Below are 24,646 nucleotides of genomic sequence, written 5' to 3' on the forward strand. Positions count from 1 at the left end.
AACGAGTAGAACAGGCGCTGCTGCCCTCCCGGTAACTGCCCCATCATGCTATTCGCCCCCGCGCTCGCTGACAGAGCAATTTTGCCAACGGCATGGGGAGGACGCTACTTTTTCAACAGAATCGGCCGCTTGCAGCCGCGTGAGCCAGGGTTGACAGTTGGATCCGGTTGAGATCGTTCCTGCTCGTATAAGGCCAGGGTACGATGGAGCTAGTGCTCACGCAGCTGCCGAGGCGCGGCATGTGAACAGGCCGGGCGGCACGGTTTAGGCACAAGATTGGCACAGCCCGAAAAGCCACTGATAAATGGCGCAGAGGGCAGTACTCATCGCGGCCATAGCGGCTGGCATGGGGGGAGATTTTGCGGGAGGAACCGATTCGGGTACCGAATCGGCGAAGCCTTAGGGAAAAGGCTTGTAAATCAAGGAGATATGGCGCACCTGGCGGGATTCGAACCCACGACCCTTGCCTTCGGAGGGCAATACTCTATCCAGCTGAGCTACAGGTGCGTATTTGTTGCAGAGACCTATTTGACCGCTAGCTTCCGAGCTTCTCAACCCGATGATCACTGCCTTCGGAGGGCAGTACTCTATCCAGCTGAGCTACGGATGCTTGGAGAGGCGCGCAATGATACCTGCATGGGCTGCCAGCGTCCACGCTGGCACGAATGTTCGTGATTTCGAACGAAAATGACGCTCGTGCTCGATTCTGCACAGCAAAACCTGCAAAATTTTCCCTTTTTCGTCTGTTTTATCGAACAGGCTATTGCCCTTTACCCCCTCTGGCCCTAGGATTCGTTTGAGATTTCAAACGCCCCTTGCAAACGCCAAGTCAGGCCGTTCCAATCGGATCCCCCTCCTGGTCAATCCCGTGTTGGCCGAACAAAAACAACGTGCCCCCGGCTCCTTGTAACCGGTGTGAAGGAGACAGCGATGCAATTGAAAGATGCCACCCTGTTCCGCCAGAAAGCCTATATCGATGGCGCCTGGCTGGACGCCGACAGCGGCCAGACCATCAAGGTCAACAACCCGGCAACGGGCGAGATCCTCGGCACCGTGCCGAAGATGGGCACCGCCGAGACCCGTCGTGCCATCGAAGCGGCCGACAAGGCCCTGCCGGCCTGGCGCGCGCTGACCGCCAAGGAGCGCGCCAACAAGCTGCGCCGCTGGTACGAGCTGATGATCGAGAACCAGGACGACCTCGGTCGCCTGATGACCCTCGAGCAGGGCAAGCCGCTGGCCGAAGCCAAGGGTGAGATCGCCTACGCCGCCTCCTTCATCGAATGGTTCGCCGAAGAAGCCAAGCGCATCTACGGCGACGTGATTCCCGGCCACCAGCCGGACAAGCGCCTGATCGTCATCAAGCAGCCCATCGGCGTCACCGCGGCCATCACCCCGTGGAACTTCCCCGCCGCGATGATCACCCGCAAGGCCGGCCCGGCCCTGGCCGCCGGCTGCACCATGGTGCTCAAGCCCGCCTCGCAGACCCCGTACTCCGCCCTGGCCCTGGCCGAGCTGGCCGAGCGCGCCGGCATCCCCAAAGGCGTGTTCAGCGTGGTCACCGGCAGCGCCGGCGAAGTGGGTGGCGAGCTGACCAGCAACCCCATCGTGCGCAAGCTGTCCTTCACCGGCTCCACCGAGATCGGCCGCCAGCTGATGGCCGAATGCGCCCAGGACATCAAGAAGGTGTCCCTGGAGCTGGGCGGCAACGCGCCCTTCATCGTCTTCGATGACGCCGACCTCGACGCCGCCGTCGACGGCGCACTGATCTCCAAGTACCGCAACAACGGCCAGACCTGCGTCTGCGCCAACCGGCTGTACGTGCAGGACGGCGTGTACGACGCCTTCGTCGAGAAGCTGAAGGTCGCCGTGGCCAAGCTGAAGATCGGCAACGGCCTGGAAGAGGGCATCACCACCGGCCCGCTGATCGACGAGAAGGCCGTGGCCAAGGTCCAGGAACACATCCAGGACGCGGTCAGCAAAGGTGCCAAGGTCGTATCCGGCGGCAAGCCCCACGCCCTGGGCGGCACCTTCTTCGAGCCGACCATCCTGGTCGACGTACCGAAAACCGCCGCCGTGGCCAAGGAAGAGACCTTCGGCCCGCTGGCCCCGCTGTTCCGCTTCAAGGACGAGGCCGAAGTCATCGCCATGTCCAACGACACCGAGTTCGGCCTGGCTTCCTACTTCTACGCCCGTGACCTGGGCCGCGTGTTCCGCGTGGCCGAGGCCCTGGAATACGGCATGGTGGGCATCAACACCGGCCTGATCTCCAACGAAGTGGCGCCCTTCGGCGGCATCAAGGCCTCGGGCCTGGGTCGCGAAGGCTCCAAGTACGGCATCGAGGACTACCTGGAGATCAAGTACCTCTGCCTCGGCGGTATCTGAATCCGATGTAAAGACGGGGCAAGGCGCGAAAGAGCGCGCGGCGCCCCAGCGGTACCCATGAACTATATCGAGCCTCCGGCAGGCCCGCGCAGTCGATCATCGAATGCTGCGCTGCAACCTGCCGGGGGCATTCATCCTTGAAGCTGCGCCGCCCGATGAGCGGCCGTGAGGAACCCATGAGCAAGACCAACGAATCCCTGCTGCAACGCCGTGCCGCCGCCGTCCCCCGTGGCGTGGGCCAGATCCACCCGGTCGTCGCCGAGCGCGCCGAGAACGCCACCGTCTGGGACGTGGAAGGCCGCGAGTACATCGACTTCGCCGGCGGCATCGCCGTGCTGAACACCGGCCACCTGCACCCGAAAGTGGTCGCCGCCGTCCAGGAGCAGCTGACCAAGCTGTCCCACACCTGCTTCCAGGTGCTGGCCTACGAGCCCTACATCGAGCTCTGCGAAGAGATCGCCAAGCGCGTACCGGGTGACTTCGCCAAGAAGACCCTGCTGGTCACCTCCGGCTCCGAAGCCGTCGAGAACGCCGTGAAGATCGCCCGTGCCGCCACCGGCCGCGCCGGCGTGATCGCCTTCACCGGCGCCTACCACGGCCGCACCATGATGACCCTGTCGCTGACCGGCAAGGTGGTCCCGTACTCCGCCGGCATGGGCCTGATGCCCGGTGGCGTGTTCCGCGCCCTGGCGCCCTGCGAGCTGCACGGCGTGAGCGAAGACGACTCCATCGCCAGCATCGAGCGCATCTTCAAGAACGACGCCCAGCCCCAGGACATCGCCGCGATCATCATCGAGCCGGTGCAGGGCGAAGGCGGCTTCTACGTCAACTCCAAGCCCTTCATGCAGCGCCTGCGCGCCCTGTGCGACCAGCACGGCATCCTGCTGATCGCCGACGAAGTGCAGACCGGTGCGGGCCGTACCGGCACCTTCTTCGCCACCGAGCAACTGGGCGTGATCCCGGACCTGACCACCTTCGCCAAATCCGTCGGCGGCGGCTTCCCCATCTCCGGCGTGTGCGGCAAGGCCGAGATCATGGACGCCATCGCTCCCGGCGGCCTGGGCGGCACCTACGCCGGCAGCCCGATCGCCTGCGCCGCGGCCCTGGCCGTGCTCAAGGTGTTCGACGAAGAGAAACTGCTGGAGCGCAGCCAGGCCGTGGGCGAACGCCTCAAGGCCGGCCTGCGTGAAATCCAGGCCAAGCACAAGGTCATCGGCGACGTCCGCGGCCTCGGCTCCATGGTCGCCATCGAACTGTTCGAAGGCGGCGACGAGAGCAAGCCGGCCGCCGAGCTGGTCGGCAAGATCGTCGCCAAGGCGCGCGACAAGGGCCTGATCCTGCTGTCCTGTGGCACCTACTACAACGTCATCCGCTTCCTGATGCCGGTCACCATTCCCGATGCGCAGCTCGACAAAGGCCTGGCCATTGTCGCCGAGTGCTTCGACGAACTCGCCTGAGGCTCACCAGCCAGGCGTACTTGAGACCCGCTTCGGCGGGTCTTTTTTTGCCCTGGATCAAGGCCTACACCTCGCGGTGTTCAATACCCTCAAAAGGCCACTATCCAGCCCGTGAGGCGCCGTTTAGACTGCGCGCTCGCTTTTTTGCCAACTCCATCGCATTCCCGGCTTCCAGGCCACGCCCCTGGATCGCGCTGCCCTTCGAGGTTCACATGCCTGCCCACGCCAAGGTCCCGGAAATCCTGATTGCCGAGGCCGACCCCTGGACGGCGGACCTGCTCGCGCAACTGGTGCTGGACGTGCGTGGCGATGCCAGCCTGGTGCGTGTCACCGACACCCAGGCGGCCCTGGCCCGCTGCAAGCGACGCCTGCCCGACCTGGTGATCGCCGATGGCGAGCTGCAGGGCGGCGGCGGCCTCGAGCTGCTGCGCCAGCTGCGGCGCCACCCGCGTACCCCGGTGCTGCCTTTCATCCTCATCAGCGAGAAGGTCGACGCCAGCAGCGTGCGCGCCGCGCTGCCCCTGGCGCCCAGCGCCTACCTGGGCAAGCCCTTCAATGCCGAAGGCCTGCGCCAGCGCCTGGGCAGCTTGCTGCCAGGGGCCGACAAGGGCCGCAGCGCCGTGGCCCCGCTGCTGGTCGGCACCCTCAGGGAATACCTCGACAGCGTGCGCGAGGAAGGGCAGGGCGCGCCGCTGCTCAGCGATGTGCGCGACGCCGTCAGCCAGTGCCTGCAGGCCAGCGATATCGACCTGCGTGACCTCGACGACGTCTTCTCCCGCGATCCGCAGATCACCGCCAAGCTCATCGCCGCCGCCAACAGCGCGGCCCACCACCTGGGCGTGCCCTGCCAGACCCTCGGCCAGGCGCTGCACCGCCTGGGTGTCACCCGTGTGCTCAACCTGGTGCTCGGCATGGCCCTGGAGCGCAACGCCCACCTGCATGACCCGCGCCTGGCCGAGCTGGCCGAGATCGCCTGGAAGTCATCCCAGCGCAGCGCCGAGCTGGGCTACTGGATGGCCAGCGAGCTCGATCTGGATGCCGAGCTCTGCTACACCGCCGGCCTGCTGCACAACATGGGCGAACTGGCCCTGCTACGCAGCCTGCAGGACTGGCAGGACGCCGGTGGCGAACTCGGTGATGAAGAGCTGCTGGAGACCCTGCACAAGCGTGCCGCCAGCTTCGGCTCCGCGCTGCGCATCCGCTGGCGCCTGCCTTTCGGCCTGCGCGAGCTGGTGGCCGCCTTCTATGGCCTGGGTGGCGGGGTCTTCTCCCGCGAGGCGCTGGTGATGAACCTCTGCGCCGGGCTGCTGCGCCTGCCCGTGGGGCAGGACGCGGGTGCGCTGCTGGAAGAGCGCGCCGCGCGCCTGCTGCGCCTCGACCCCGACCTGCTGCGGCGCTTGCCCGCGCGCCTGCTGCAGGCCTGAGGGCTCAGCCCAGGGCCTCCTCGATGAAGTCGAGGCGGTCCTGGCCGAAGAACATGTCGTTGCCGACGAAGCAGGTCGGCGCCCCGAACACCCCGCGCTTCACCGCCTCCTCGGTGGCGGCCTTCAGGGCGTCCTTCACCGCCGGGTCGCCCACCCGCGCCAGCAGCGCCTGCGGGTCGAAACCGGCCTCGACCAGGGTCGCGCCGAGGACCGCCGGGTCGCCCAGGTTGCGGCGCTCCTGCCACATCGCCCTGAACATCGCCTCCAGGTAGGCCTCGAAGCGCTCCGGCTGGTGCAGCTGGATGCCGATGGCGCCGCGCATCAGCGTCAGGGTGTTGATGGGAAAGTGCGGGTTGAACACCAGCGGTACGCCATAGCGCTTCGCGTAGCGGTCCAGGTCGATCATCGAATAGCGGCCCTTCACCGGCACCGCATTGGGCGAGGCATTGCCCGTGGCCTGGAACACCCCGCCCAGCAGCATCGGCCGGTACACCAGGGCCGCGCCCTTGCGGGCACACAGGGCAGGTAGCTGGGTCCAGGCCAGGTAACTGGCCGGGCTGCCCAGATCGAAAAAGAATTCGACGCTCTTGGTCATGGTTTTTCTCGTTCTTGTCAGCGAATTCGTGAGACCGCGCGAGCGACGTTCAGGCTAGGCGGCGAGCCCGGGTGAAAGCGGAGTTGGCTTCTGCCAATGAGCATTTCGCACGGGATCGCCAACAACGCCTGGGCGCCGCGCAGCCGGTCGGCTGCACACCTACCAGCGTTCCATCCAGGGGCGTAGATCCAGCTCAAACGTCCAGGCATCTCGCGGCTGGCTATGCAGGAACCAGTAGTTCTCGGCGATGTGCTCGGGGTCGAGGATGCCGTCCTGCTCCTTGCGGGCGTAGATGTCCGGGAAGCTGTCGCGGATGAAGTCGGTGTCGATGGCGCCGTCCACCACCACGTGGGCGACGTGGATGTTCCGTGGCCCCAGCTCGCGCGCCATGCTCTGCGCCAGGGCGCGGATGCCATGCTTGGCGCCGGCGAAGGCGGCGAAGTTGGCGGCGCCGCGCAGGCCCGCCGTGGCCCCGGTGAAGAGGAGGGTGCCGCGCCCGCGGGTGACCATGCGCCGGGCCACGGCCTGGCCGGTGAGGAAGCCGGAGAAGCAGGCCATTTCCCAGATCTTGAAGTACTTGCGCGCGGTCTCGTCGAGGATGCTGCAGGGCACGTTGGCGCCGATGTTGAAGACGAAGGCCTCGATCGGGCCGATATCGCGCTCGATCTGTTCCACCAGCGCGGCCACCTCTTCTTCCTTGCGCGCGTCGGAGGCAAAACCGTGGGCCTGGCCGCCTTCGGCGCGGATACTGTCCACCAGCGGCTGCAGCTTGTCCGCGCTGCGCCGGGTCACGCAGGCGATGTAGCCCTCGCGGGCGAAGCGCCGGGCGATGGCACCGCCGGTGGCATCACCGGCGCCTATCACGAGCACCACCTTGTTGTTGTTCGATTCGGTATTCATGGCAGTCACCTTTAACTAAACGGTCGTTAGCTGAACGGACGTTATGCTACAGTCCAACCCGCGTCAAGCAGTGCGTTTTATGGAGGTCGACATGCGCTATTCCCCCACCCACAAGGAAGAAACCCGGCAGAAACTGTTGGAAAGCAGCGGTGCCATCGCCAAGGCCGGCGGCTTCTCCAGCACCGGCGTGGACGCCCTGATGAAAGCCATCGGCCTCACCGGCGGCGCCTTCTACAGCCACTTCCCGTCGAAGGACGACCTGTTCACCGCCATCGTCGAGCGCGAGCTGTCGCGCAGCCTGATCGGCCAGGTCGCCCAGGGTGAAGGCTTCGACCAGGCGCGGCTGCAGCGTTGCCTCGAGCACTACCTGAGCATGGCCCATGTACGGAATGCCGAAGGCGGCTGCGCGATTCCCGCCCTGGGCGCCGAGATCGCCCGTGCCGGCCTGCCGGTGCGCGAGACCGCCGAGCACTGGATGCTGCAACTGCAGCAGGCCTGGGCGGAAATCCTCGAAGACGGCGAGCTGGCCTGGGCGGTGATCTCCCAGTGCGTCGGTGCCCTGGTGATCGCGCGCATGCTGGCCAGCGAGCCCTTGCAGGAAGAGGTTCTCGGCGCTGGCCGCCAATTGCTGATGCAGGCTCTGGAGCGGCGCGGCCAGGGTTATCCACAGCCGCTCTGATGATGCGCGGGGCAGGCGCCCCACGCGGTGTGTGAGCCGGGTACCCGTAACCTGGGAATTCCCTGCGCTCGGGACTTCCCGGTCGGGCCCGGGGGGCCGTGCCTCAGATTTCCTGCATCTCGAAATCCATCTTGCCCACGCCGCAGTCGGGGCAGATCCAGTCCTCGGGCACGTCCGCCCAGGGGGTGCCGGCGGCGATGCCCTCGTCGGGCCAGCCCTTGGCTTCGTCGTAGATCAGGCCACAGACCACACAGATCCAGGTTTTCATGCCGGTACCTCTTGTTCTTCACGGTTGAGCGGATTGTCCGCGGCGCGACGCCCGCCGGGCCGTGGTGGCCGGGGCGCTGTCGTGGGCGGAATGGCGGCGATAGTAGGCGCAGAAGGGCCGCCAGGCGGCCCATCTTAGGTTTGGGGTTACGGGGCAGGCGTCAGGCGGTCTGTGCGCGCTCGGCCACCGGCTGCTGCGGTGCCTGCCAGCGGTTGGCGCGGGCGAAGGTGCCGATGTCGTTGAAGCGCACGCCCATCTCGCGCATCACCTTGTGTGCCACCGGGGCGGTCATCTGGCGGATGTAGAAGGGCTCCTTGACCACGAAGTGGTGGATCGCGTGGGTGCTGCCGAAGTTGAAGCAGAACGCCTGCAGCGGCCACAGCCACCAGGGGTTGAGCACCTGGGTCTGCTGGATCACGTTGCCCGGCTCCACGTCGCCGTAGTAGTGCATGTTGGAGCTGACGAAGTGCAGGCAGAAGGTGCGCAGCACGTTGGGGCCCACCAGCACCACCACCCCGATATCCACGCCCTGCATCACCGCCAGGGTGGTGTCCGACCAGGCCACCGGCGCGCCCAGCAGCGCACTCACGCCGTTGATGGCATGGAAGCCGAGGAAGACGTACCAGGTGCCCCAGTTCATCAGCGCCAGCGGTGCGTAGACCTTCAGCGTGCGTACCAGGATGGACTTCCTGTGCGCCCAGCTCCTGGCCCGGAGCATGCGGATCAGCGAGGACATCACGTTGTCGCCCACCATCAGCAGCCGGGCGAGGCCCCAGGGCTCGCCGTTGGTGATGGCGCGCTCCTCCATGTCGGCCTCGGTGCCGGAGACCTTGTGGTGGTTCAGGTGCAGGTGGCGGCGCACCCACGGGTTGATGGTGCTCGGCCGTGCCAGCCATACCAGCGCCATCATCAGGTTGTGCGCCACCTTCTGCTTGCGGAAGTACATGCTGTGGATGAGGTCGTGCTCCAGCTCGTGGGTCAGCGAGGCGAGGAAGGCGTTGACCAGCAGGCAGGCCCACCAGGCGATCGCGCCGCTCAGGTAGAGCACCGCCGAGCCGACCATGCCGGCGAGGGCGAAGGCGAGGATGCCGGCGCCGATCAGGTCCTGGCGGTTGAGGACCGGGTAGCGCTGGCGCAGCTCTGCGCCGTGGGCCATCACCACTTCACGAATATGGGCTGATCGCTGTTGATCATTCAGCTTTGCGGGGCTTGCGGTGGTCGGGGACATGCTTACATCCTCTTGCTCGTCGTGAGCCCACTCTGCCGAGGCGGTGCCCGCCACGCCTGACCCTGAACGCCAACCTGTTGACCGGATACGCCAACCTGCATGAGCGACGAGCCCTCCACCCTCGCCAGCTGGACCCGAGCCCTGCGCAAGCAGCTGGACGCCCTCGGCCTCGACAGCGACGGCCTGTGCCGCCAGGCCGGCCTCGACCCGGCGCTGATGGACGACCCCAACGCCCGCTACCCGCTCTCCGCCACCACGCGCCTGTGGCAGCTGGCGGTCGAGGCCAGCGGCGACCCGGCACTGGGCCTGAAGATTTCCGGCTACGTCAGCCCCACCACCTTCCACGCCCTGGGCTATGCCCTGATCGCCAGTGCCAGCCTGCGCGAGGTCTTCGAGCGCATCGAGCGCTACCACCAGGTGGTCAGCGATGCCCTGGCCCTGCAACTGACCCTGCATGGCGAGCGCTATGAGTTCCGCCTGCGCGTGCCCGGGGAGGGCCCCGCACCGGCCCCCGAGGCGGTGGACGCCTTCGCCGCCATCTACGTGCGCACCTGCCGCAACCGCCTGGGCCGCGACTATGCGCCGCTGGCCGTGCACCTGCGTCGCCCGGCCCCGGCCGACCCTGCGCCCTGGCACCAGGTGTTCCGCTGCCCGCTGCATTTCGGCGCCCCGGAAGACCTGATCGAATTCGCTTGCGAAGACTTCGAACGGCCCCTGGAAGACGCCAACGCCGAGCTGGCCGAGCACAACGAGACGGTGCTCAAGCGCACCCTGGAACAGCTGCAGGTGCCCACCTGGGCGCGCAAGGTGCGCGCCTGCCTGGAGGCCCAACTGCCCAATGGCGAACCCTCGGCCGAGCGCATCGCCCAGTCCCTGCACCTGAGCCTGCGCAGCCTGCAGCGCCACCTGGCGGAAGAGGGCAGCAGCTACGAGCAACTGCTCGGCGACACCCGCCAGGCCCTGGCCCTGGTGCACATGCGCGACCCGCGCTGCTCCATCAGCGAGATCGCCTACCTGCTCGGGTTCGCCGACACCAGCAGCTTCAGCCGCGCCTTCAAGCGCTGGACGGGCCAGGCGCCGAGCCAGTACCGCGAAAGCCTGGGGCGTTGAACCTTCACGGAAGGCATCTGTGCTCCAGGGGCCTTTCGCCTGCGTGGCAGAACTGGCCAGTCGCCAGCCGAACGGCCAGAATCCCTCCACTACAAGAATCACCCGAGAAGCCCATGCGTCCTGCCTACGCTCGCCATCCCTATGCCGTCGCGCTCCACACCCTGGGCCTGGCCCTGCTGATGCTGGTCTACACGCGCTGGCAGGTGCCGCCCGCCTGGAGCATCCCGGCCTACCTGTTGCTGGCGCTGTGGCCCTGGCTGGGGCCCTGGAAAGTGCCGGAGGAACCGCGTGACGAGCCGCTGGAGGACCAGGCCCCGCGCCTGGCGGAACTGGCGGTGCAGGCCGACCGCCACGCCGCCGAACGCCTGCGCCTGGAAGCCGTCGCCAGCCAGCTCGACAGCCTGTTGCGCCAGCGCCTGGAGGAGGGCGCCAGCTGGCTGCAGCGCCATGACGCCGGCGTCGCCCCGCCGGATCTCGATCGCCTCGAACAGCTCGCCGCACAGTTGCAGCAGGCCGGTGCCGAAGGCCGCGCCGACCTGGACAAGGCGCGCCAGGCCTTCGCCGCGCTGCTCGCCGAGAGCGGCACCGGCCGCGAGCGCGTGCAGGCCCTGGCCGAGCGCAGCGGCGAGATCCAGAAGGTCGCCCAGAGCATCCAGTCCATCGCCAGCCAGACCAACCTGCTGGCCCTCAACGCCGCCATCGAGGCGGCCCGCGCCGGTGATGCCGGGCGTGGCTTCGCCGTGGTGGCGGACGAGGTGCGCAACCTCGCCGCGCGTACCGCCGGTGCCACCGAGGAAGTCGGGCGCATGGCCGAAGACATCCAGCAGCAGACCGCCGCCGCCGTCGCCCACCTGGCCGGGCAGGACGCCGGGCTGGCCGCTGGCGTGGCCGCGCTGGAGCCCCTGGGCGATCGGATGGCCGGCCTGGACGGGCAGGGCGTGCAGTTGCGCGAGGCGCTGGCGCCCTTGCCGGATCACTGGGCGCTGCAGCACGAGAACCAGCAGGCCGGGCGCCAGGAGATGGCGCACCTCGAGGCCCAGCTGGAAGAAGCGGCGGCGCTGGGCCGTCAGCTCGCCGAGGCCCTGCGCGGGCCGGCCTGAGCCGCTACAGCCGCGCCGCCTTGCGCAGGCCGGCGAGGTCGAGGATCTCGATCTCGCCATAGTTCAGGTGCACCACGCCCTGGGCCTCCAGCTCCTTGAGGATCTGGTTGGTGGTCTGCCGCGACACCGCCAGCATCAACGCCAACTGCTCCTGGGCCAGGTGGATGACCCGGCGCTGGCCGCTCGTCTCGCCATAGCCCTCGGCGATCATCAGCAACCGCCGCGCCAGGCGTTGCGGCGCCGGCAAGAGGCTCATCTCCTCCAGCGCGATGAAGGCCAGGCGCAGCTTCTGGCTCATCAGCAGGGCGAGCTCGCGCCACCAGGCCGGCTCCGCCTCCAGCATCTTCTGCAGCGCGGCCTGGGGCACGTTGAGCAACTGCGTCGGCCCCTCGGCGAAGGCGTCATGGGTGCGCGGCTGGCCATCGAACAGGCAGATCTCGCCGAACCAGTGCGGCGGCTCCTCCAGGATCAGCAGCGCCTCCTTGCCGTTTTCCGCACTCACGCCGATGCGCACCGCGCCCTCGAGCACGGCATACAGCCCGCAGGGCGGGTCGCCCCGGCGGAACAGGCATTCGCCGGGGGCCAGGCTCAGCGGGCGCGCCTGGTCCACCAGGGCCTCCTGCAGGGACGCGGGCAGGCCGGCGAACCAGTGGCCGGTGAGCAGTTGGGAACGGCAGTCGGAAAGTTCGGGCATCGGGCGATGGGCTTTGTCGGCTAGCTGACAGAGGATAGGTCAGGACAGGCGCCATTATCGGCGCAACTGCCTGCAACCTGAGGACATAACAATGAAAACCCTCGTCGATCATCTTTCCCAGTACGCCGAATACCACCGTGACCGGCGCAATATCTTCAGCCACTTCATCGGCATCCCGCTGATCGTGGTCGCCGTGGCGGTGCTGCTGTCGCGCCCCGGCCTGGTCGCCGCCGGCCTGTGGATATCTCCGGCCGCCCTGGTGGCGCTGGCCTCCGCCGTCTTCTACTTCCGCCTCGACCTGCGCTTCGGCCTGGTGATGACCGCGCTGCTCTGGCTCAGCCTCTGGGTCGGCACCACGCTGGCCGTGCAATCCACCGCCCTGTGGCTCAGCGCCGGCCTCGGCCTGTTCGTGGTGGGCTGGGTGATCCAGTTCGTCGGCCACTACTACGAAGGCCGCAAGCCCGCCTTCGTCGACGACCTGATGGGCCTGGTGGTCGGCCCGCTGTTCGTGGTCGCCGAGCTGGGCTTCATGCTCGGCATGCGCAAGGAGCTGGAGCAGGCCATCGAACACCGCGCCGGCCCGACCTGCATCCGCGAGAAGAAAGCCACCGCCTGAGGCGATGCGCGGTTGGATCGCTTCCCCCAGTGGGAGCGGCTTCAGCCGCGAAAGGCTTGCCTGGAGCTTCCATCACGAATGAATTCGCTCCTACAGCGAGGGGCGAAGCGTTGGTGGTTGGGGCGAGTCCGCCTGGTGGATAAAAGAGCGTTATCCACCCTACCCAGCCGGGGAGCGCGGGCCGGCACGATGCGCCAGGCGCTGTAGGGTGGACCCGCTTCACCGGTCCACCGCTACGGTGTTGGGCCGGGCATCTGTGGGAGCGGCTTCAGCCGCGAAATGCTCATCGCCGGCGCTCGGCTCCGAGTGGCTGGAAACCCCATCGCGAATGAATTCGCTCCTACGGGATAGGGGTGAGGCTTCGGTGTATGGGGCGAGTCCGCCTGGTGGATAGAAGAGCGCTATCCACCCTACCCAGCGGGGGAGCGCGGGCCGGCACGATGCGCCAGGCGCTGTAGGGTGGACCGCGCTTCACCGGTCCACCGCTGCGGTTTTGAGCCTGGCGCCCTGTGGATAACCCGCGCTGCCCCTTCTGCCTCAGCCGCCCGTGGCCAGCAGCTGCGCACTCATCGAGCGTGCGTGGCGGTCGACCATCATTGGTGCGTAGGGCCGGCCGGAGGCGCTGACCAGGGTGTTGCTCTGGCTGTTCATGTCGCTGAGGGCGGTCTTGAGGAAGCTCCAGCGGGTCTTCAGCTTGCCCACCGCCGGGTCGCTCTTGTCCATCGGCTGCAGCTGGGCGTCGATGGCCGGCAGCAAGGTGCGTTCGTCCTGGCCGATGTAGGTGTCGTTGCTTTCCCGGGCGATCTCGAAGGTGCCGATGTAGGCGCGGCTGAGGTACTGCACGGCGAGGTATTCCACCTTGGCCGGCAGCTCGCCGTCGGCGGTGTTGCCGGGGGTGGCACGGGCGGCGATGAGGAAGTCGCGCAGGGACTTGGCCAGTTCCTGGGGGAAGCGCCAGGGCACGTCCTCTTCGTTGTGGCCGTAGGAAACACCTTGCTGCAGCTGGGTAACAAGCGCGCGGTACTTCTGCCGGAGCCCGTCGCTGGGCTGCGGCACGCTCTGGAATGCGGCATCCAGCGCCTTGATGTCGGCATCGAAGCGGGTCTTATGGGTTTCCTGGAAACCTTCACCGCGGAACAGCAGCAGGCTGCTGGTGGCGCGGCAGGCGTGGACCTGCACCTGGTCGATGGGCGCGAGTTCGGCGGCGAGGGCCATCCCGGCCCCGGCGAGGCTCAGCAGCAATCCGATGAAAGCGCGTGATAGAGCGTCTGAAAGCATCCCGGCGTGCTCCTTTTGTTGTTGTTGTGAGCAGACAAAGCGATGGGTTGTGTGGGCACCAGTCGGTGCGCGCCCAGCCTACTGCGCCGGGCCCTGGAGGGTATTACCCGAAAGAGTGATTTATGACGGCCGGGCGATAAATCATCCCATCCGGAGGATCTGCCTCAGCCGTTCGGCGCTCTCCGGGTCGGCGGGGAACAGGGTCTCCAGGGCCAGCTCGGACAGGGTCACGTCCACCGGAGTGCCGAACACCGTGATGGTGCTGATGAAGCTGATCACCCCCAGCGGCGTGTCCAGTTGCAGCGGCACCAGCACGCCATCGGCGACCAGGGCATCGGGCGCGGGCGGGGCCGGGTAGGCGGCGAGTTCGTCGTACAGGGCCTGCAACTCCCCGTCGCCGCTCACCTCGATGTCGTGCCGAAGGCGCTCCAGCAGGTGGGCGCGCCACTGGCCGAGGTTGGCGATGCGCGGCGCCAGGCCCTGCGGATGCAGGGTCAGGCGCAGCACGTTGAGCGGCGGGCCGAGCAGTGCAGGGGCGACGCCGGCGATCAGCGCCATCACCGCGTCGTTGGCCGCCAGCAGGTTCCACTGGCGGTCGATGGCCAGCGCCGGGTTCGGCTCGTGGGCCTTGAGCAGCTGTTCGATGGCCTGGCGAGCGCCGGCCAGGGCCGGGTCGTCCAGGGTGCGCTGGGGGAACAGCGGCGCGTAGCCGGCGGCGGCCAGCAGGCGGTTGCGTTCGCGCAGGGGAATGTCCAGCTGCTCGGCCAGGTGCAGGAGCATCTCGCGACTGGGTTGGGCGCGCCCGGTCTCGACGAAGCTCAGGTGGCGGGTGGAGATCTCCGCGTCGCAGGCGAGGTCGAGCTGGCTGAGGCGGCGGCGCTGGCGCCACTGGCGCAACAGGGCGCCGACGGGGTGGGTGGGTGCGTTCATGGCAGCGACGATAGTCGAGCCGGTGAGGCACGGCCATTACCTGGCAGGTAATCGACGCGATTCTCCGCTCGATGAATCCTGGCGACCAGGCACCGGCAACCGCCGGGCCGCTCATACCCAGGAGATTCGCCATGACCACCGTGCAACCCTCCCCCCTGCTGCGCCGCGCCCTGCAACTCGATGCCCTGGTCAGCGGCGGCGCCGGCCTGCTGATGACCCTGGGCGCCGGTCCGCTTTCCGCCCTGCTGGCCCTGCCTGCCACGCTGCTCACCGGCGCCGGCCTGTCGATGCTGCCCTGGTGCGCCGTGCTGCTGTGGCTCGCCCGCCGCGACACCCTCGACCGCCGCGCGGTGTGGGCGGTGATCGCGGTCAACGCCGTGTGGGTGGTGGACAGCGTGCTGCTGCTGGCCAGCGGCTGGGTGCAACCGACCCTGCCGGGCCAGGCCTTCGTGATCGCCCAGGCGCTGGCGGTGGTGCTGTTCGCCGAGCTGCAGTTCTTCGGGCTCAAGCGCTCGGCCGAAGCGGCCTGTGGATAACCCGGGCATCGAAAGGACCGGATCGCTGCGAAGGGTGGACGTCGCTCTTCACGTCCACCGGCGGAGCCCCGCCTGGTGGACCGGTGAAGCGTGGTCCAGCCTACGCCTTGTCCTGTCGATCCGTAGGGCGGGTGAAACCCGCGTGGGTCGGCGCACGGATGTGTCGGGTTGCACCCGACCGGGCCTCTTCGCGAATGAATTCGCGCCCATGAAAAAGCCCCTCGGATGAGGGGCTTGTTCGTTGCGTCGCGCCGATCAGCCGTGGGCGACGGGCTGCCAGGCCTTGGGCTTGAAGTACAGGGTCTCGCCACGGGCGAGGCCGACCAGGCTGTCGTGGTCCTTGACCACTTCGGCTTCGATCAGCTCGTCCTGGCCGTCCACCTTCAGGGTCACCCGGGTGATGGCGCCGAGGGGGCGGATGTCGCGGACTTCGGCGGCCTGGTGCTCGTCCTCGGCCTCCTTGGACAGCGAGACTTCGTGGGGGCGGAACAGCACGTGGCGGTCGTCGCCCAGCTGCAGGCGGTTGGAGTCGCCGAGGAAGTGGTAGACGAAGGGGCTCGCCGGCTTCTCGTAGACCTCGCCCGGGGAGCCGATCTGCTCGATCACGCCCTTGTTCATCACCACGATGCGGTCGGCCACTTCCATGGCTTCCTCCTGGTCGTGGGTGACGAACACGGAGGTCAGGTTGATCTCCTCGTGCAGGCGCGCCAGCCAGCGGCGCAGCTCCTTGCGCACCTTGGCGTCGAGGGCGCCGAAGGGCTCGTCCAGCAGCAGGATCTTCGGCTTCACCGCCAGGGCGCGGGCCAGGGCGATGCGCTGGCGCTGGCCGCCGGAGAGCTGCTCCGGGTAGCGGTCGGAGAGCCAGTCCAGCTGCACCATGTTGAGCAGCTCGTGGACCTTCTCGGCGATCTCCGGCTCGCTCGGGCGTTCGCCCTTGGGTTTCATGCGCAGGCCGAAGGCGACGTTGTCGAACACGCTCATGTGGCGGAACAGGGCGTAGTGCTGGAACACGAAGCCGACGTTGCGATCGCGCACGTCGTGCTGGGATACGTCCTCGCCGTGGAACACGATGTTGCCGGCGTCCGGGGTCTCCAGGCCGGCGATGATGCGCAGCAGGGTGGTCTTGCCGCAGCCGGACGGGCCGAGCAGGGCCACCAGCTCGCCGCTGTGGATATCCAGGTTGATGCCGTTGAGCGCCTTGAAGGCGTTGAAGTTCTTGCTGACGTTACGGATTTCGATGCTCATGACTCACTCCTCATCAGCGCTGGATTTAAGACGGGACAGGCGGGCCTCGCTCCACTGCTTGAGCAGCAGGATGACCAGCGCGAGGATCAGCAACAGGCTGGCGACGCTGAAGGCGGCGACGTGGTTGTACTCGTTGTAGAGGATCTCGACGTGCAGCGGCAGGGTGTTGGTGACGCCGCGGATGTGGCCGGAGACCACCGACACCGCGCCGAACTCGCCCATGGCGCGGGCGGTGCACAGCACCACGCCGTAGATCAGGCCCCATTTGATGTTGGGCAGGGTCACGTGCCAGAACATCTGCCAGCCGTTGGCACCGAGCAGGCGGGCGGCCTCTTCTTCCTGGGTGCCCTGTTCCTGCATCAGCGGGATCAGCTCGCGGGCGACGAAGGGCACGGTGACGAAGACGGTGGCCAGGACGATGCCGGGCAGGGCGAAGACGATCTGGATGTCATGCTCGCTCAGCCACTCGCCGAAGTAGCCCTGGGCGCCGAACAGCAGCACGTAGATCAGGCCGGCGATCACCGGGGAGACGGAGAAGGGCAGGTCGATCAGGGTGACCAGGATGCTCTTGCCACGGAACTCGAACTTGCTCACGCACCAGGCGGCAGCCACGCCGAACACCAGGTTCAGCGGCACCGAGATGGCGACGGCGATCACCGTCAGCTTCAGCGCGGAGAGGGCGTCGGGCTCGAAGATGGCGGCGAAGAAGGTACCGAAGCCCTGCTTCAATGCCTCGCTGAGCACGATGTACAGCGGCAGCAGCAGGAAGATGCCGAACACCAGCCAGGCGCCGGCGATCAGCGCGCGACGACCCCACACGTTGCCCCGGCGGGCAGCGTTGGCGGAGGCGGCGGCAGTCAGGGTTGCACTACTCATGACGACGGCCTCCTCAGGGGGTTTCGATGCGGCGCTGCAGCAGGTTGATCAGCAGCAGCAGGATGAAGGAGACCACCAGCATCAGCACGCCGATGGCGGTGGCGCCGGTGTAGTCGTACTGGTCGAGCTTGACCATGATCAGCAGCGGCAGGATCTCGGTCTTCATCGGCATGTTGCCGGCGATGAAGATCACCGAGCCGTACTCGCCCACGCCCCGGGCGAAGGCCAGGGCGAAGCCGGTCAGCCAGGCGGGCAGCAGCGCCGGCAGGAGGATGTGGCGGAACACCTGCAGCGGTTTGGCGCCCAGGCAGGCGGCGGCCTCTTCCACCTCGCGGGGGATGTCGGCCAGCACCGGCTGCACCGTGCGCACCACGAAGGGCAGGGTGACGAAGGTCAGCGCCAGGGTGATGCCCAACGGGGTGTAGGCGATCTTGAAGCCCAGGTCGGTGGCGAACTGGCCCACCAGGCCGGCCGGCGCGTACAGTGCGGTGAGCGCGATGCCGGCCACGGCGGTGGGCAGGGCGAAGGGCAGGTCGATCATCGCGTCGATGATCTTGCGGCCGGGGAAGTCGTAGCGCACCAGCACCCACGCCAGCAGGGTGCCGATCAGGCCGTTGAGCACGGCGGCGGCGAGCGCGGTGCCGAAGCTGAGCTTGAGGGCGGCGAGTACGCGGGGTGCGCTGATGATGTTCCAGAACTGCACCCAGGTGAGGTCGAAGGTCTTGAGGAACATGGCGCCCAGGGGAATCAGCACCAACAGGCTGAGATACACCAGGGTGTACCCCAGAGTCAGCCCGAAGCCGGGTATGACCGGGGAGATACGTCGAGACATCATCTGTCCTTTTTCTGCGTTGGAACGCTCAAGCCCGCCACCGGAATATCACCGGCCCGGGCACGGCAAAGGGAAGCTCGCGCTTCCCCTTGTCCGGGCGGGGCCTGCACCCCACCCATTTTCTTGCAGCTTGCAGCTTGCAGCTTGCAGCTTCGGCTTATTGCGCCTGGTAGATCTGGTCGAAGATGCCGCCGTCGTTGAAGAACTTCGGTTGCGCTTCCTTCCAGCCGTTGAAGTCCTTGTCGACGGTCACCAGGTCCAGTTTCGGGAACTGCTTGGCGAACTCGGCGGCGACCTTCGCGTCACGGGGACGGTAGAAATTCTTCGCGGCGATGCGCTGGCCTTCCTCGCTGTACAGGTACTGCAGGTAGGCTTCGGCGACCTTGCGGGTGCCCTTCTTGTCGACGTTCTTGTCGACCACGGAAACCGGCGGCTCGGCGAGGATCGACAGGCTCGGCGCGATGATCTCGAAGTTCTCGCCACCCTGTTCCTTGAGCGCCAGGAAGGCCTCATTTTCCCAGGCCAGCAGCACGTCGCCAATGTTGTTGTTGACGAAGGTGATGGTCGAACCGCGGGCGCCAGTGTCGAGAACCGGCACGTGCTTGTACAGCGCCTGCACGTATTCCTGGGCCTTGGCATCGCTGCCGTACTGCTTCTTGGCCCAGGCCCAGGCGGCCAGGAAGTTCCAGCGGGCGCCGCCGGAGGTCTTCGGGTTCGGGGTGATGACTTCCACGCCTTCCTTGGTCAGGTCGCCCCAGTCCTTGATGCCCTTGGGGTTGCCCTTGCGCACCAGGAACACGATGGTCGAGGTGTAGGGGGTGCTGTTGTCCGGCAGGCGCGCCTGCCAGTTCTCGGGGATCAGCTTGCCGAGCTTCTGCAGCTCGTCGATGTCGCCGGCCAGTGCCAGGGTCACCACGTCGGCCTTGAGGCCGTCGATCACGGCGCGCGCCTGCTTGCCGGAGCCGCCGTGGGACTGCTGGACCTTGAGGTCCTCGCCGCCCTGGGCCTTCCAGTGCTTGATGAAGGCGGCGTTGTATTCCTGGTACAGCTCGCGGGTCGGGTCGTAGGAGACGTTGAGCAGCTCGGTGGCGGCGGCGACGGGGCCGGCGACCAGGGTGGTGAGCAGGGCACCGGCCAGGGTGGCCAGGGCGAAGCGGCGAATCGACATGGATGGAGCTCCTGAATTCCGGGTTCTTATGGTGTTGGCTGGTTTGTCTTTCAGGTACGACGGGCGTTCACGGCGCCCGTCGCAGTCGACTCGGTTCGCGTCTCGGGTTGACCCCTCCGGCGACCCGGTCGGGTGTTCGGGTCAGCTGTTCTTGCCGGCGGGCGGTTGCAGGCGGAATTTTTCCTTGCGCTCGATCTGCACCACCTGGCCGTTATGGACGGTGATTTCGACGGCACCGAAACGCAGGCCGTGCAGGGCGCTCTGGATTTCACGCAGGATGCTGGCTTCGTCCTGGCCTTCGAGGCTGCGAAGGGTTGCGCTCATGGTCATGCTCCTTGGATGGGATGCCCGCGTCGGTTAACAGGGGTTTCGCGTGGCGTGGGCGCATCTTAATCAGGGCATGAATATTCTTAAAAATACTGTTTAAGAATTTTTATATAACCATCGGGTCTTTGAGACGGCGGGCTCAGGCGCGAGCCCCGTCGCGGGGAGGTCAGAGCAGGCTGATCTGGTGCGGGTTGCCAAGGGTGGGAGGGGCCAGCTGCCAACTTTGCTCCAGCTGCTGGGCCGATTGTGGACGGCTGAACAGGTAGCCCTGGCCATGGTCGCAGCCCAGGCCCCGGAGGAAGTCGGCCTGGCGCTGGTGCTCGATGCCTTCGGCCAGCACCTCCAGGCCAAGGCTGTGGCCCAGGGCGGTGACGGCCTTGGCGATGGCGACGTCGTCGCGGTCGTCGGGCAGGTTGTGCACGAAGCTCTGGTCGATCTTCAGCTTGTGCACCGGCAGCCGCTTGAGGCGCTGCAGGGACGAGTAGCCAGTGCCGAAGTCGTCGATGGACAGGCGCACGCCGAGCTTGCACAGGCGGTCGAGCAGCTCCAGGGCGGTGTCCGGGTCCTCCATCACCGCGCTCTCGGTGATCTCCAGCTCCAGGCGACCCGGTTCCAGGCCGGTGTCGGCGAGTACGCGGGCGACACGGGTGTCCAGCTCGCCACGGCTGAACAGGCGGCAGGAGACGTTCACCGCGATGAACGACAGCTGCAGGCCGCGCTCGGTCCAGTCGCGCATCTGCCGGCAGGCGCGCTCCAGCACCCAGGCGTCGATGGCGCCGATCAGGCCGCTTTCCTCGGCCACCGGCAGGAACTCCGCCGGTGGCACCAGGCCACGCTGCGGGTGCTGCCAGCGCACCAGGGTCTCGACGCCGATCAGGCGGCCATCGGCCAGGTCGTGGATGGGCTGGAACACCAGGCGCAGTTCGTCCTGCTCCAGGCCCTGGCGCAGCGCGGTGACCAGCTCGACCCGCTGGCGCGCCTGCTCGGTCAGTTCCTGGCTGTAGAAGGCGAAGGTCTCGCGGCCCACGCTCTTGGCCTTGAACAGCGCCGAGTCGGCGTTGCGCAGTACCTGCTCGACGTTTTCCGCGGCGCCGGGGAAGGGGCTGATGCCCAGGCTGGCGCTGATGAACAGGTTCTGCGTGGACAGGTGGAAGGGCGCGGCCAGGCATTGCTGGATGCGACCGGCGAGGTCGGTGGCCTGTTCCGGGCTGAAGTCCTCGCAGAGCAGGCCGAACTCGTCGCCGCCCAGGCGCGCCAGGGTCATGCCGCCGGCCATCAGGGTGGCCAGGCGCTCGCCCACCGCCTTGAGCAGCAGGTCGCCGTGGTTGTGGCCGAGGCTTTCGTTGATGTGCTTGAAGTGATCGAGGTCGAGCAGGATGACGATGCCTTCGCGGCCCTCCCGGCGCGCGCGTTCCAGGGCGTGCTCGACGCGCTCGGTGAACAGCAGGCGGTTGGGCAGGTTGGTCAGCGGGTCGTGGTGGGCCAGGTAGTCCAGCTCGTTCTGCGAGCGCTTGATGGCGCTGACATCGGAGAACACCGCCACGTAGTGGGTCAGCACGCCGTCCTCGTCGTGGATGGCGCGCAGGTTCTGCCACAGCGGGTACACCTCGCCGTTGCGGCGGCGGTTCCACACCTCGCCGCTCCAGGCGTGGCGGTTCTTCAGCGCGTTCCACATCGACTGGTAGAAGGCCTCGTCGTGGCGCCCGGACTTGAACAGCACCGGCGTCTGGCCCAGCACCTCGCGCTCTTCGAAGCCGGTGATGCGGGCGAAGGCGCGGTTGACGTGGACGATGCGCTGCTCGGCGTCGGTGACCAGCACCCCCTCCTGGGTGGCATCGAACACAGCGGCTGCCTGGCGCAGGCTGCTCTCCTGTTCGCGGCGTGCCTGCAGGTAGGCGCGCAGGCGGCGCATGTGCAGGCACACCAGCAGGTAGAGCAGGCCGCTGGTGATCACCACGAAGAGCAGGCCCTTGGCGGATTGCAGCGCGTTCAGGTGGCTGCCATCGGGGCTCAGCACCTGGAGCAGGTGGTCGCTGAAGAGGATCCAGGCGCTGGCGAGGAGGAAGTAGGGCAGCACCAGTTTCATGGCGCTGAGCTTGGGTTTCATAGGTGATGGGTGCCGTGCCGGATGTGATCGGTTTCGCATTATAGATGAATGGGGATTCATCTCTTTCTTATCTAAAGAACGGGATGGTTTTCTCACAATTCATGGGGATAATGCCGGTGTTTGTCCGACAACCTCGTCTTCCTTCCCCCCGAGGCTACGCACTCCATGTGGTACTACGGTTTTCTCGACCTGTCGCTGTGGCAACTGGTGGCGGTCACCCTGGTGATGACGCACATCACCATCGTCGGCGTCACGGTCTACCTGCACCGCTATTCGGCCCATCGCTCCCTCGAACTGCACCCGGCGCTGAAGCATTTCTTCCGCTTCTGGCTGTGGCTGACCACCGCGATGAACACCCGCGAATGGACCGCGATCCACCGCAAGCACCACGCCAAGTGCGAAACCGTCGACGACCCGCACAGCCCGGTGATCAAGGGCCTGGGCACCGTGCTGCGGCGCGGCGCGGAACTGTACCGCGAGGAAGCCGAGAACGAGGAGACCCTGCGCATCTACGGCAAGAACTGCCCGGATGACTGGCTCGAGCGCAACGTCTATTCGCGCTACCCCATCGGTGGCGTGACCCTGATGGCGGCCATCGACCTCGCCCTGTTCGGCGTCGGCGGCATCACCATCTGGGCCGTGCAGATGATGTGGATACCGGTCTGGGCCGCCGGCGTCATCAATGGCCTCGGCCACGCCGTCGGCTACCGCAACTTCGAATGCCGCGACGCCGCCACCAACCTGGTGCCCTGGGGCATCCTCATCGGCGGCGAGGAGCTGCACAACAACCATCACACCTACCCGAACTCGGCCAAGCTGTCGGTGAAGAAGTGGGAGTTCGACCTGGGCTGGGCCTGGATCAAGCTGTTCAGCTTCCTGCGCCTGGCCAAGGTGCAGCGCGTCGCGCCCATCGCCCATCGCGTGGAAGGCAAGGGCAGCCTGGACATGGACACCGCCATGGCCATCCTCAACAACCGTTTCCAGATCATGGCGCAGTACCGCAAGCTGGTGATCGCGCCCCTGGTGAAACAGGAACTGGCCAAGGCCGACGAGTCGGTGCGCCACCTGTTCCGTCGCGCCAAGCGCCTGCTGTCCCGCGAGACCAGCCTGCTGGACGAGCGCCACCACGCGCGCATCGCCGCCATGCTGGAGCAGAGCCAGGCGCTGAAGGTGATCTACGAGCGCCGTCTCGCCCTGCAGCACATCTGGGTCAAGACCAGCGCCAACGGCCACGACATGCTCGAAGCCATGAAGCAGTGGGTGCACGAGGCCGAGGCCAGCGGCATCCAGTCCCTGCGCGACTTCGCCGAGCAGCTCAAGACCTACTCGCTGCGCCCGGCCGTCGCGGCCTGATCGCGGCAACCCCGAAGAAGGCCGGCCATCGCCGGCCTTTTTCTTTTGCGCCCGCAGGCTGGCGCCTAGCCCGCGAGGCCCCACGATGCGAGCCCGCCCCTTCGCGAATGAATTCGCTCCTACCCTCCCACTCCCACCTGCACCGCCCACACAGGCCTGCCCCTGAAACACGGCCAAAAAAAACCGCCCGGGGGAGGGCGGCTGGAACAAGACATCGAAAGGAGCAATCACATCGACGTCAGGAGGTAAGGAGGAGGTGGAGCGGGTCGATCAGCTGTCCTGGCCGGACTCGGCCTTGCGCTCCGTGCCCTGCTTGGCGATGGCCTCTTGCTGGGCAGCGTCCTGGGCGCGCTGCTCATACTGCGCATTTCGCGCAACAAAGGCGGACGACTCTTCGGCGAAGGAGAACTGGGTGAAGGACAGGGCGAAAGCGGTGAAGGCGGCAGTAACAAAGAGATTGCGTTGCATAGCGTGATCCTCGGCGGGATGCATCTGGAAACCGAGGCCATCTTAGGGGCCGGGCCGGTGGTGAAAAACCGCGGCCCAGGTGAATCACAATTGCTTCTAGCGCAACAATTGCGTGCGCACCGCCCAGTGGCGGGGATCGTCCAGCACGGCATCGTCCTGGGCGAAGAGGGGCGGCAGTTCGGCCTTGAGGAAGTCCACCCAGGTGCGGGTCTTGGCGTCGAGGAAACGCCGTGACGGATACACCGCGTAGATGTTGCGCTCGCGCAGGCGGTGCTCCGGCAGCAGGCGCAGCAGGGTGCCCTCGCGCAGCGGCTGGCAGGCGACGAAGGAGGGCAGCAGGCAGAAGCCCATGCCCGCCTGGGCGGCGCGTGCCAGGGATTCGGCGACGTTGACCTGGAAGGCCTCCGCCGGCAGCACGTCGTACTCGCCGTCCTCGTCCTGCAGCACCCAGTTGTCCTGGTAGAGCGGGTCCAGCAGGCGCAGGTAGCGGTGGTGGCGAAGGTCCGCCGGCCCCTTGGGCACGCCATGCTGCTCCAGGTAGGCGGGCGCCGCGCAGACCACGCTGTACATCTGCCCCAGGGATTGCGCCACCATCTGCGAGTCCGGCAGCTCGCGGGCGAAGGTCAGCACCACGTCCTGGCCGTCCTCCAGCGGGTCGGGGTTGCGCTGCGACAGCGTCAGGTCGATCACCACCTCGGGGTACAGCGCGGTGTAGCGCGCCACCAGCGCGGTGACGTGCTGCAGGCCGAGGCCGGTCATGGTGTGCACCCGCAGCCGGCCGCTGGGCTTGAGGTGCGCACCGCGCGCCTCGGCGGCGGCCTGGTCCACCTCGTTGAGGATCGAGCGGCAGCGTTGCAGGTAGCGCTCGCCCACCTCGGTCAGCGCCAGGCGCCGGGTGGTGCGGTGCAGCAGCCGCGCCTGCAGCTGCTGCTCCAGCTCCGAGACCAGCCTGGAGACCTGCGCGGTGGAAAGGTCCAGCGCCTGCGCCGCCGCGGTGAAGCTGCCGGTCTCGATGACGCGGGTGAACACACGCATGCTGTTCAGGGTGTCCATTGTTACTCCTCGCGCAAGGC

The 24,646-nt window shown here is 67.1% G+C and carries 23 protein-coding genes, 1 tRNA gene and 1 pseudogene; 9 read left to right on the top strand and 16 right to left on the bottom strand.

Features of this window, described 5'->3' with window-relative positions:
- Positions 1-430 precede the first annotated feature (430 nt).
- Positions 431-507: transfer RNA gene (locus DMX10_RS26720), tRNA-Arg, on the bottom strand.
- Positions 508-930: 423 nt separating this feature from the next.
- On the opposite strand from DMX10_RS26720, the gene gabD reads away from it, so the two are divergent.
- From gabD to DMX10_RS26740, 3 genes are all read left to right on the top strand, one after another.
- Positions 931-2,382 (top strand): NADP-dependent succinate-semialdehyde dehydrogenase, encoded by a 1,452-nt coding sequence (gene gabD / locus DMX10_RS26730; protein WP_111263943.1) that lies wholly within the window; start codon positions 931-933, stop codon positions 2,380-2,382.
- 176 nt (positions 2,383-2,558) lie between these two features.
- A complete protein-coding gene (gabT, locus tag DMX10_RS26735; protein ID WP_111263944.1) occupies positions 2,559-3,839 on the top strand; it encodes a 4-aminobutyrate--2-oxoglutarate transaminase in 1,281 nt (426 codons plus the stop codon).
- A gap of 212 nt (positions 3,840-4,051) precedes the next feature.
- Positions 4,052-5,263: an HDOD domain-containing protein gene (locus DMX10_RS26740; protein WP_111263945.1), complete on the top strand. Its 1,212-nt coding sequence runs from the start codon at positions 4,052-4,054 to the stop codon at positions 5,261-5,263.
- A 4-nt stretch (positions 5,264-5,267) separates the two neighbouring features.
- Here the strand turns inward: DMX10_RS26740 and DMX10_RS26745 are convergent, their stop codons facing one another.
- Together DMX10_RS26745 and DMX10_RS26750 are read right to left on the bottom strand one after the other, a co-directional pair.
- A complete protein-coding gene (locus DMX10_RS26745; protein ID WP_111263946.1) occupies positions 5,268-5,858 on the bottom strand; it encodes a 2-hydroxychromene-2-carboxylate isomerase in 591 nt (196 codons plus the stop codon).
- A 159-nt stretch (positions 5,859-6,017) separates the two neighbouring features.
- On the bottom strand, positions 6,018-6,758 hold the full coding sequence (locus DMX10_RS26750) for an SDR family oxidoreductase (RefSeq protein ID WP_111263947.1): 741 nt from the start codon (positions 6,756-6,758) through the stop codon (positions 6,018-6,020).
- Positions 6,759-6,849: 91 nt separating this feature from the next.
- On the opposite strand from DMX10_RS26750, the gene DMX10_RS26755 reads away from it, so the two are divergent.
- Positions 6,850-7,437 (top strand): TetR/AcrR family transcriptional regulator, encoded by a 588-nt coding sequence (locus DMX10_RS26755; protein ID WP_111263948.1) that lies wholly within the window; start codon positions 6,850-6,852, stop codon positions 7,435-7,437.
- Between the two features lie 103 nt (positions 7,438-7,540).
- Here DMX10_RS26755 and DMX10_RS26760 read toward each other — a convergent pair whose 3' ends face one another.
- Both DMX10_RS26760 and DMX10_RS26765 read right to left on the bottom strand, forming a co-directional pair.
- Positions 7,541-7,705, bottom strand: a complete 165-nt coding sequence (locus DMX10_RS26760; RefSeq protein WP_021220460.1) for a rubredoxin — start codon at positions 7,703-7,705, stop codon at positions 7,541-7,543.
- A gap of 160 nt (positions 7,706-7,865) precedes the next feature.
- Entirely contained in the window at positions 7,866-8,933 is a 1,068-nt protein-coding gene (locus tag DMX10_RS26765) for a fatty acid desaturase (protein WP_111263949.1), read from the bottom strand.
- A gap of 99 nt (positions 8,934-9,032) precedes the next feature.
- On the opposite strand from DMX10_RS26765, the gene DMX10_RS26770 reads away from it, so the two are divergent.
- Both DMX10_RS26770 and DMX10_RS33780 read left to right on the top strand, forming a co-directional pair.
- A complete protein-coding gene (locus tag DMX10_RS26770; RefSeq protein WP_111263950.1) occupies positions 9,033-10,043 on the top strand; it encodes an AraC family transcriptional regulator in 1,011 nt (336 codons plus the stop codon).
- Positions 10,044-10,693: 650 nt separating this feature from the next.
- Positions 10,694-11,143 (top strand): annotated as a pseudogene (locus tag DMX10_RS33780) (methyl-accepting chemotaxis protein); the annotation flags it as partial.
- A gap of 4 nt (positions 11,144-11,147) precedes the next feature.
- Here the strand turns inward: DMX10_RS33780 and DMX10_RS26780 are convergent.
- On the bottom strand, positions 11,148-11,837 hold the full coding sequence (locus DMX10_RS26780) for a Crp/Fnr family transcriptional regulator (protein ID WP_111263952.1): 690 nt from the start codon (positions 11,835-11,837) through the stop codon (positions 11,148-11,150).
- Between the two features lie 91 nt (positions 11,838-11,928).
- Here DMX10_RS26780 and DMX10_RS26785 point away from each other — a divergent pair, with 91 nt between their 5' ends.
- Complete coding sequence (locus tag DMX10_RS26785) at positions 11,929-12,453, top strand: DUF962 domain-containing protein (RefSeq protein WP_111263953.1); 525 nt, start codon at positions 11,929-11,931, stop codon at positions 12,451-12,453.
- A 537-nt stretch (positions 12,454-12,990) separates the two neighbouring features.
- On the opposite strand, the gene DMX10_RS26790 is transcribed toward DMX10_RS26785, so the two are convergent.
- Together DMX10_RS26790 and DMX10_RS26795 are read right to left on the bottom strand one after the other, a co-directional pair.
- A complete protein-coding gene (locus DMX10_RS26790) occupies positions 12,991-13,731 on the bottom strand; it encodes a hypothetical protein (protein ID WP_111263954.1) in 741 nt (246 codons plus the stop codon).
- Between the two features lie 141 nt (positions 13,732-13,872).
- Positions 13,873-14,661 carry a helix-turn-helix domain-containing protein gene (locus tag DMX10_RS26795; protein ID WP_111263955.1) on the bottom strand — a complete coding sequence of 263 codons (789 nt, stop codon included), beginning with the start codon at positions 14,659-14,661 and terminating at the stop codon, positions 13,873-13,875.
- Positions 14,662-14,792: 131 nt separating this feature from the next.
- Between DMX10_RS26795 and DMX10_RS26800 the strand changes: the two genes are divergently transcribed.
- Positions 14,793-15,197 carry a hypothetical protein gene (locus DMX10_RS26800; RefSeq protein ID WP_111263956.1) on the top strand — a complete coding sequence of 135 codons (405 nt, stop codon included), beginning with the start codon at positions 14,793-14,795 and terminating at the stop codon, positions 15,195-15,197.
- A gap of 255 nt (positions 15,198-15,452) precedes the next feature.
- On the opposite strand, the gene DMX10_RS26805 is transcribed toward DMX10_RS26800, so the two are convergent.
- From DMX10_RS26805 to dibA, 6 genes are all read right to left on the bottom strand, one after another.
- Positions 15,453-16,442: a sulfate/molybdate ABC transporter ATP-binding protein gene (locus DMX10_RS26805; protein WP_111263957.1), complete on the bottom strand. Its 990-nt coding sequence runs from the start codon at positions 16,440-16,442 to the stop codon at positions 15,453-15,455.
- A 3-nt stretch (positions 16,443-16,445) separates the two neighbouring features.
- On the bottom strand, positions 16,446-17,318 hold the full coding sequence (cysW, locus tag DMX10_RS26810; RefSeq protein WP_111263958.1) for a sulfate ABC transporter permease subunit CysW: 873 nt from the start codon (positions 17,316-17,318) through the stop codon (positions 16,446-16,448).
- A gap of 13 nt (positions 17,319-17,331) precedes the next feature.
- Positions 17,332-18,150, bottom strand: a complete 819-nt coding sequence (gene cysT, locus DMX10_RS26815) for a sulfate ABC transporter permease subunit CysT (protein WP_021217926.1) — start codon at positions 18,148-18,150, stop codon at positions 17,332-17,334.
- 157 nt (positions 18,151-18,307) lie between these two features.
- Complete coding sequence (locus DMX10_RS26820) at positions 18,308-19,318, bottom strand: sulfate ABC transporter substrate-binding protein (protein ID WP_111263959.1); 1,011 nt, start codon at positions 19,316-19,318, stop codon at positions 18,308-18,310.
- Positions 19,319-19,459: 141 nt separating this feature from the next.
- A complete protein-coding gene (gene oscA, locus DMX10_RS26825; RefSeq protein ID WP_021217924.1) occupies positions 19,460-19,642 on the bottom strand; it encodes a sulfur starvation response protein OscA in 183 nt (60 codons plus the stop codon).
- A gap of 169 nt (positions 19,643-19,811) precedes the next feature.
- Positions 19,812-21,752, bottom strand: a complete 1,941-nt coding sequence (gene dibA / locus DMX10_RS26830; RefSeq protein ID WP_111263960.1) for a phosphodiesterase DibA — start codon at positions 21,750-21,752, stop codon at positions 19,812-19,814.
- A 165-nt stretch (positions 21,753-21,917) separates the two neighbouring features.
- Here dibA and desA point away from each other — a divergent pair, with 165 nt between their 5' ends.
- The gene (desA, locus tag DMX10_RS26835; protein WP_111263961.1) at positions 21,918-23,105 is read left to right on the top strand and encodes a delta-9 fatty acid desaturase DesA; all 1,188 of its coding nucleotides are present in this window, start codon (positions 21,918-21,920) and stop codon (positions 23,103-23,105) included.
- 270 nt (positions 23,106-23,375) lie between these two features.
- On the opposite strand, the gene DMX10_RS26840 is transcribed toward desA, so the two are convergent.
- Together DMX10_RS26840 and DMX10_RS26845 are read right to left on the bottom strand one after the other, a co-directional pair.
- Positions 23,376-23,573 carry a hypothetical protein gene (locus DMX10_RS26840; protein ID WP_111263962.1) on the bottom strand — a complete coding sequence of 66 codons (198 nt, stop codon included), beginning with the start codon at positions 23,571-23,573 and terminating at the stop codon, positions 23,376-23,378.
- Between the two features lie 96 nt (positions 23,574-23,669).
- Entirely contained in the window at positions 23,670-24,626 is a 957-nt protein-coding gene (locus tag DMX10_RS26845) for a LysR family transcriptional regulator (RefSeq protein WP_111263963.1), read from the bottom strand.
- Between the last annotated feature and the right edge of the window lie 20 nt (positions 24,627-24,646).

This window comes from Pseudomonas sp. 57B-090624 (assembly GCF_003234055.1).
Classification (GTDB): Bacteria; Pseudomonadota; Gammaproteobacteria; order Pseudomonadales; family Pseudomonadaceae; genus Metapseudomonas; species Metapseudomonas tohonis.

Bases quoted from the DNA above. Each gene is read 5' to 3' on its own strand.
- dibA (WP_111263960.1), bottom strand. From the start codon at position 21,752: ATGAAACCCAAGCTCAGCGCCATGAAACTGGTGCTGCCCTACTTCCTC.
- oscA (WP_021217924.1), bottom strand. From the start codon at position 19,642: ATGAGCGCAACCCTTCGCAGCCTCGAAGGCCAGGACGAAGCCAGCATC.
- DMX10_RS26840 (WP_111263962.1), bottom strand. From the start codon at position 23,573: ATGCAACGCAATCTCTTTGTTACTGCCGCCTTCACCGCTTTCGCCCTG.
- DMX10_RS26750 (WP_111263947.1), bottom strand. From the start codon at position 6,758: ATGAATACCGAATCGAACAACAACAAGGTGGTGCTCGTGATAGGCGCC.
- DMX10_RS26795 (WP_111263955.1), bottom strand. From the start codon at position 14,661: ATGAACGCACCCACCCACCCCGTCGGCGCCCTGTTGCGCCAGTGGCGC.
- DMX10_RS26780 (WP_111263952.1), bottom strand. From the start codon at position 11,837: ATGCCCGAACTTTCCGACTGCCGTTCCCAACTGCTCACCGGCCACTGG.
- DMX10_RS26745 (WP_111263946.1), bottom strand. From the start codon at position 5,858: ATGACCAAGAGCGTCGAATTCTTTTTCGATCTGGGCAGCCCGGCCAGT.
- cysT (WP_021217926.1), bottom strand. From the start codon at position 18,150: ATGTCTCGACGTATCTCCCCGGTCATACCCGGCTTCGGGCTGACTCTG.
- DMX10_RS26770 (WP_111263950.1), top strand. From the start codon at position 9,033: ATGAGCGACGAGCCCTCCACCCTCGCCAGCTGGACCCGAGCCCTGCGC.
- DMX10_RS26760 (WP_021220460.1), bottom strand. From the start codon at position 7,705: ATGAAAACCTGGATCTGTGTGGTCTGTGGCCTGATCTACGACGAAGCC.
- DMX10_RS26845 (WP_111263963.1), bottom strand. From the start codon at position 24,626: ATGGACACCCTGAACAGCATGCGTGTGTTCACCCGCGTCATCGAGACC.
- DMX10_RS26820 (WP_111263959.1), bottom strand. From the start codon at position 19,318: ATGTCGATTCGCCGCTTCGCCCTGGCCACCCTGGCCGGTGCCCTGCTC.
- cysW (WP_111263958.1), bottom strand. From the start codon at position 17,318: ATGAGTAGTGCAACCCTGACTGCCGCCGCCTCCGCCAACGCTGCCCGC.
- gabT (WP_111263944.1), top strand. From the start codon at position 2,559: ATGAGCAAGACCAACGAATCCCTGCTGCAACGCCGTGCCGCCGCCGTC.
- desA (WP_111263961.1), top strand. From the start codon at position 21,918: ATGTGGTACTACGGTTTTCTCGACCTGTCGCTGTGGCAACTGGTGGCG.
- DMX10_RS26755 (WP_111263948.1), top strand. From the start codon at position 6,850: ATGCGCTATTCCCCCACCCACAAGGAAGAAACCCGGCAGAAACTGTTG.
- gabD (WP_111263943.1), top strand. From the start codon at position 931: ATGCAATTGAAAGATGCCACCCTGTTCCGCCAGAAAGCCTATATCGAT.
- DMX10_RS26805 (WP_111263957.1), bottom strand. From the start codon at position 16,442: ATGAGCATCGAAATCCGTAACGTCAGCAAGAACTTCAACGCCTTCAAG.
- DMX10_RS26790 (WP_111263954.1), bottom strand. From the start codon at position 13,731: ATGCTTTCAGACGCTCTATCACGCGCTTTCATCGGATTGCTGCTGAGC.
- DMX10_RS26765 (WP_111263949.1), bottom strand. From the start codon at position 8,933: ATGTCCCCGACCACCGCAAGCCCCGCAAAGCTGAATGATCAACAGCGA.
- DMX10_RS26800 (WP_111263956.1), top strand. From the start codon at position 14,793: ATGACCACCGTGCAACCCTCCCCCCTGCTGCGCCGCGCCCTGCAACTC.
- DMX10_RS26785 (WP_111263953.1), top strand. From the start codon at position 11,929: ATGAAAACCCTCGTCGATCATCTTTCCCAGTACGCCGAATACCACCGT.
- DMX10_RS26740 (WP_111263945.1), top strand. From the start codon at position 4,052: ATGCCTGCCCACGCCAAGGTCCCGGAAATCCTGATTGCCGAGGCCGAC.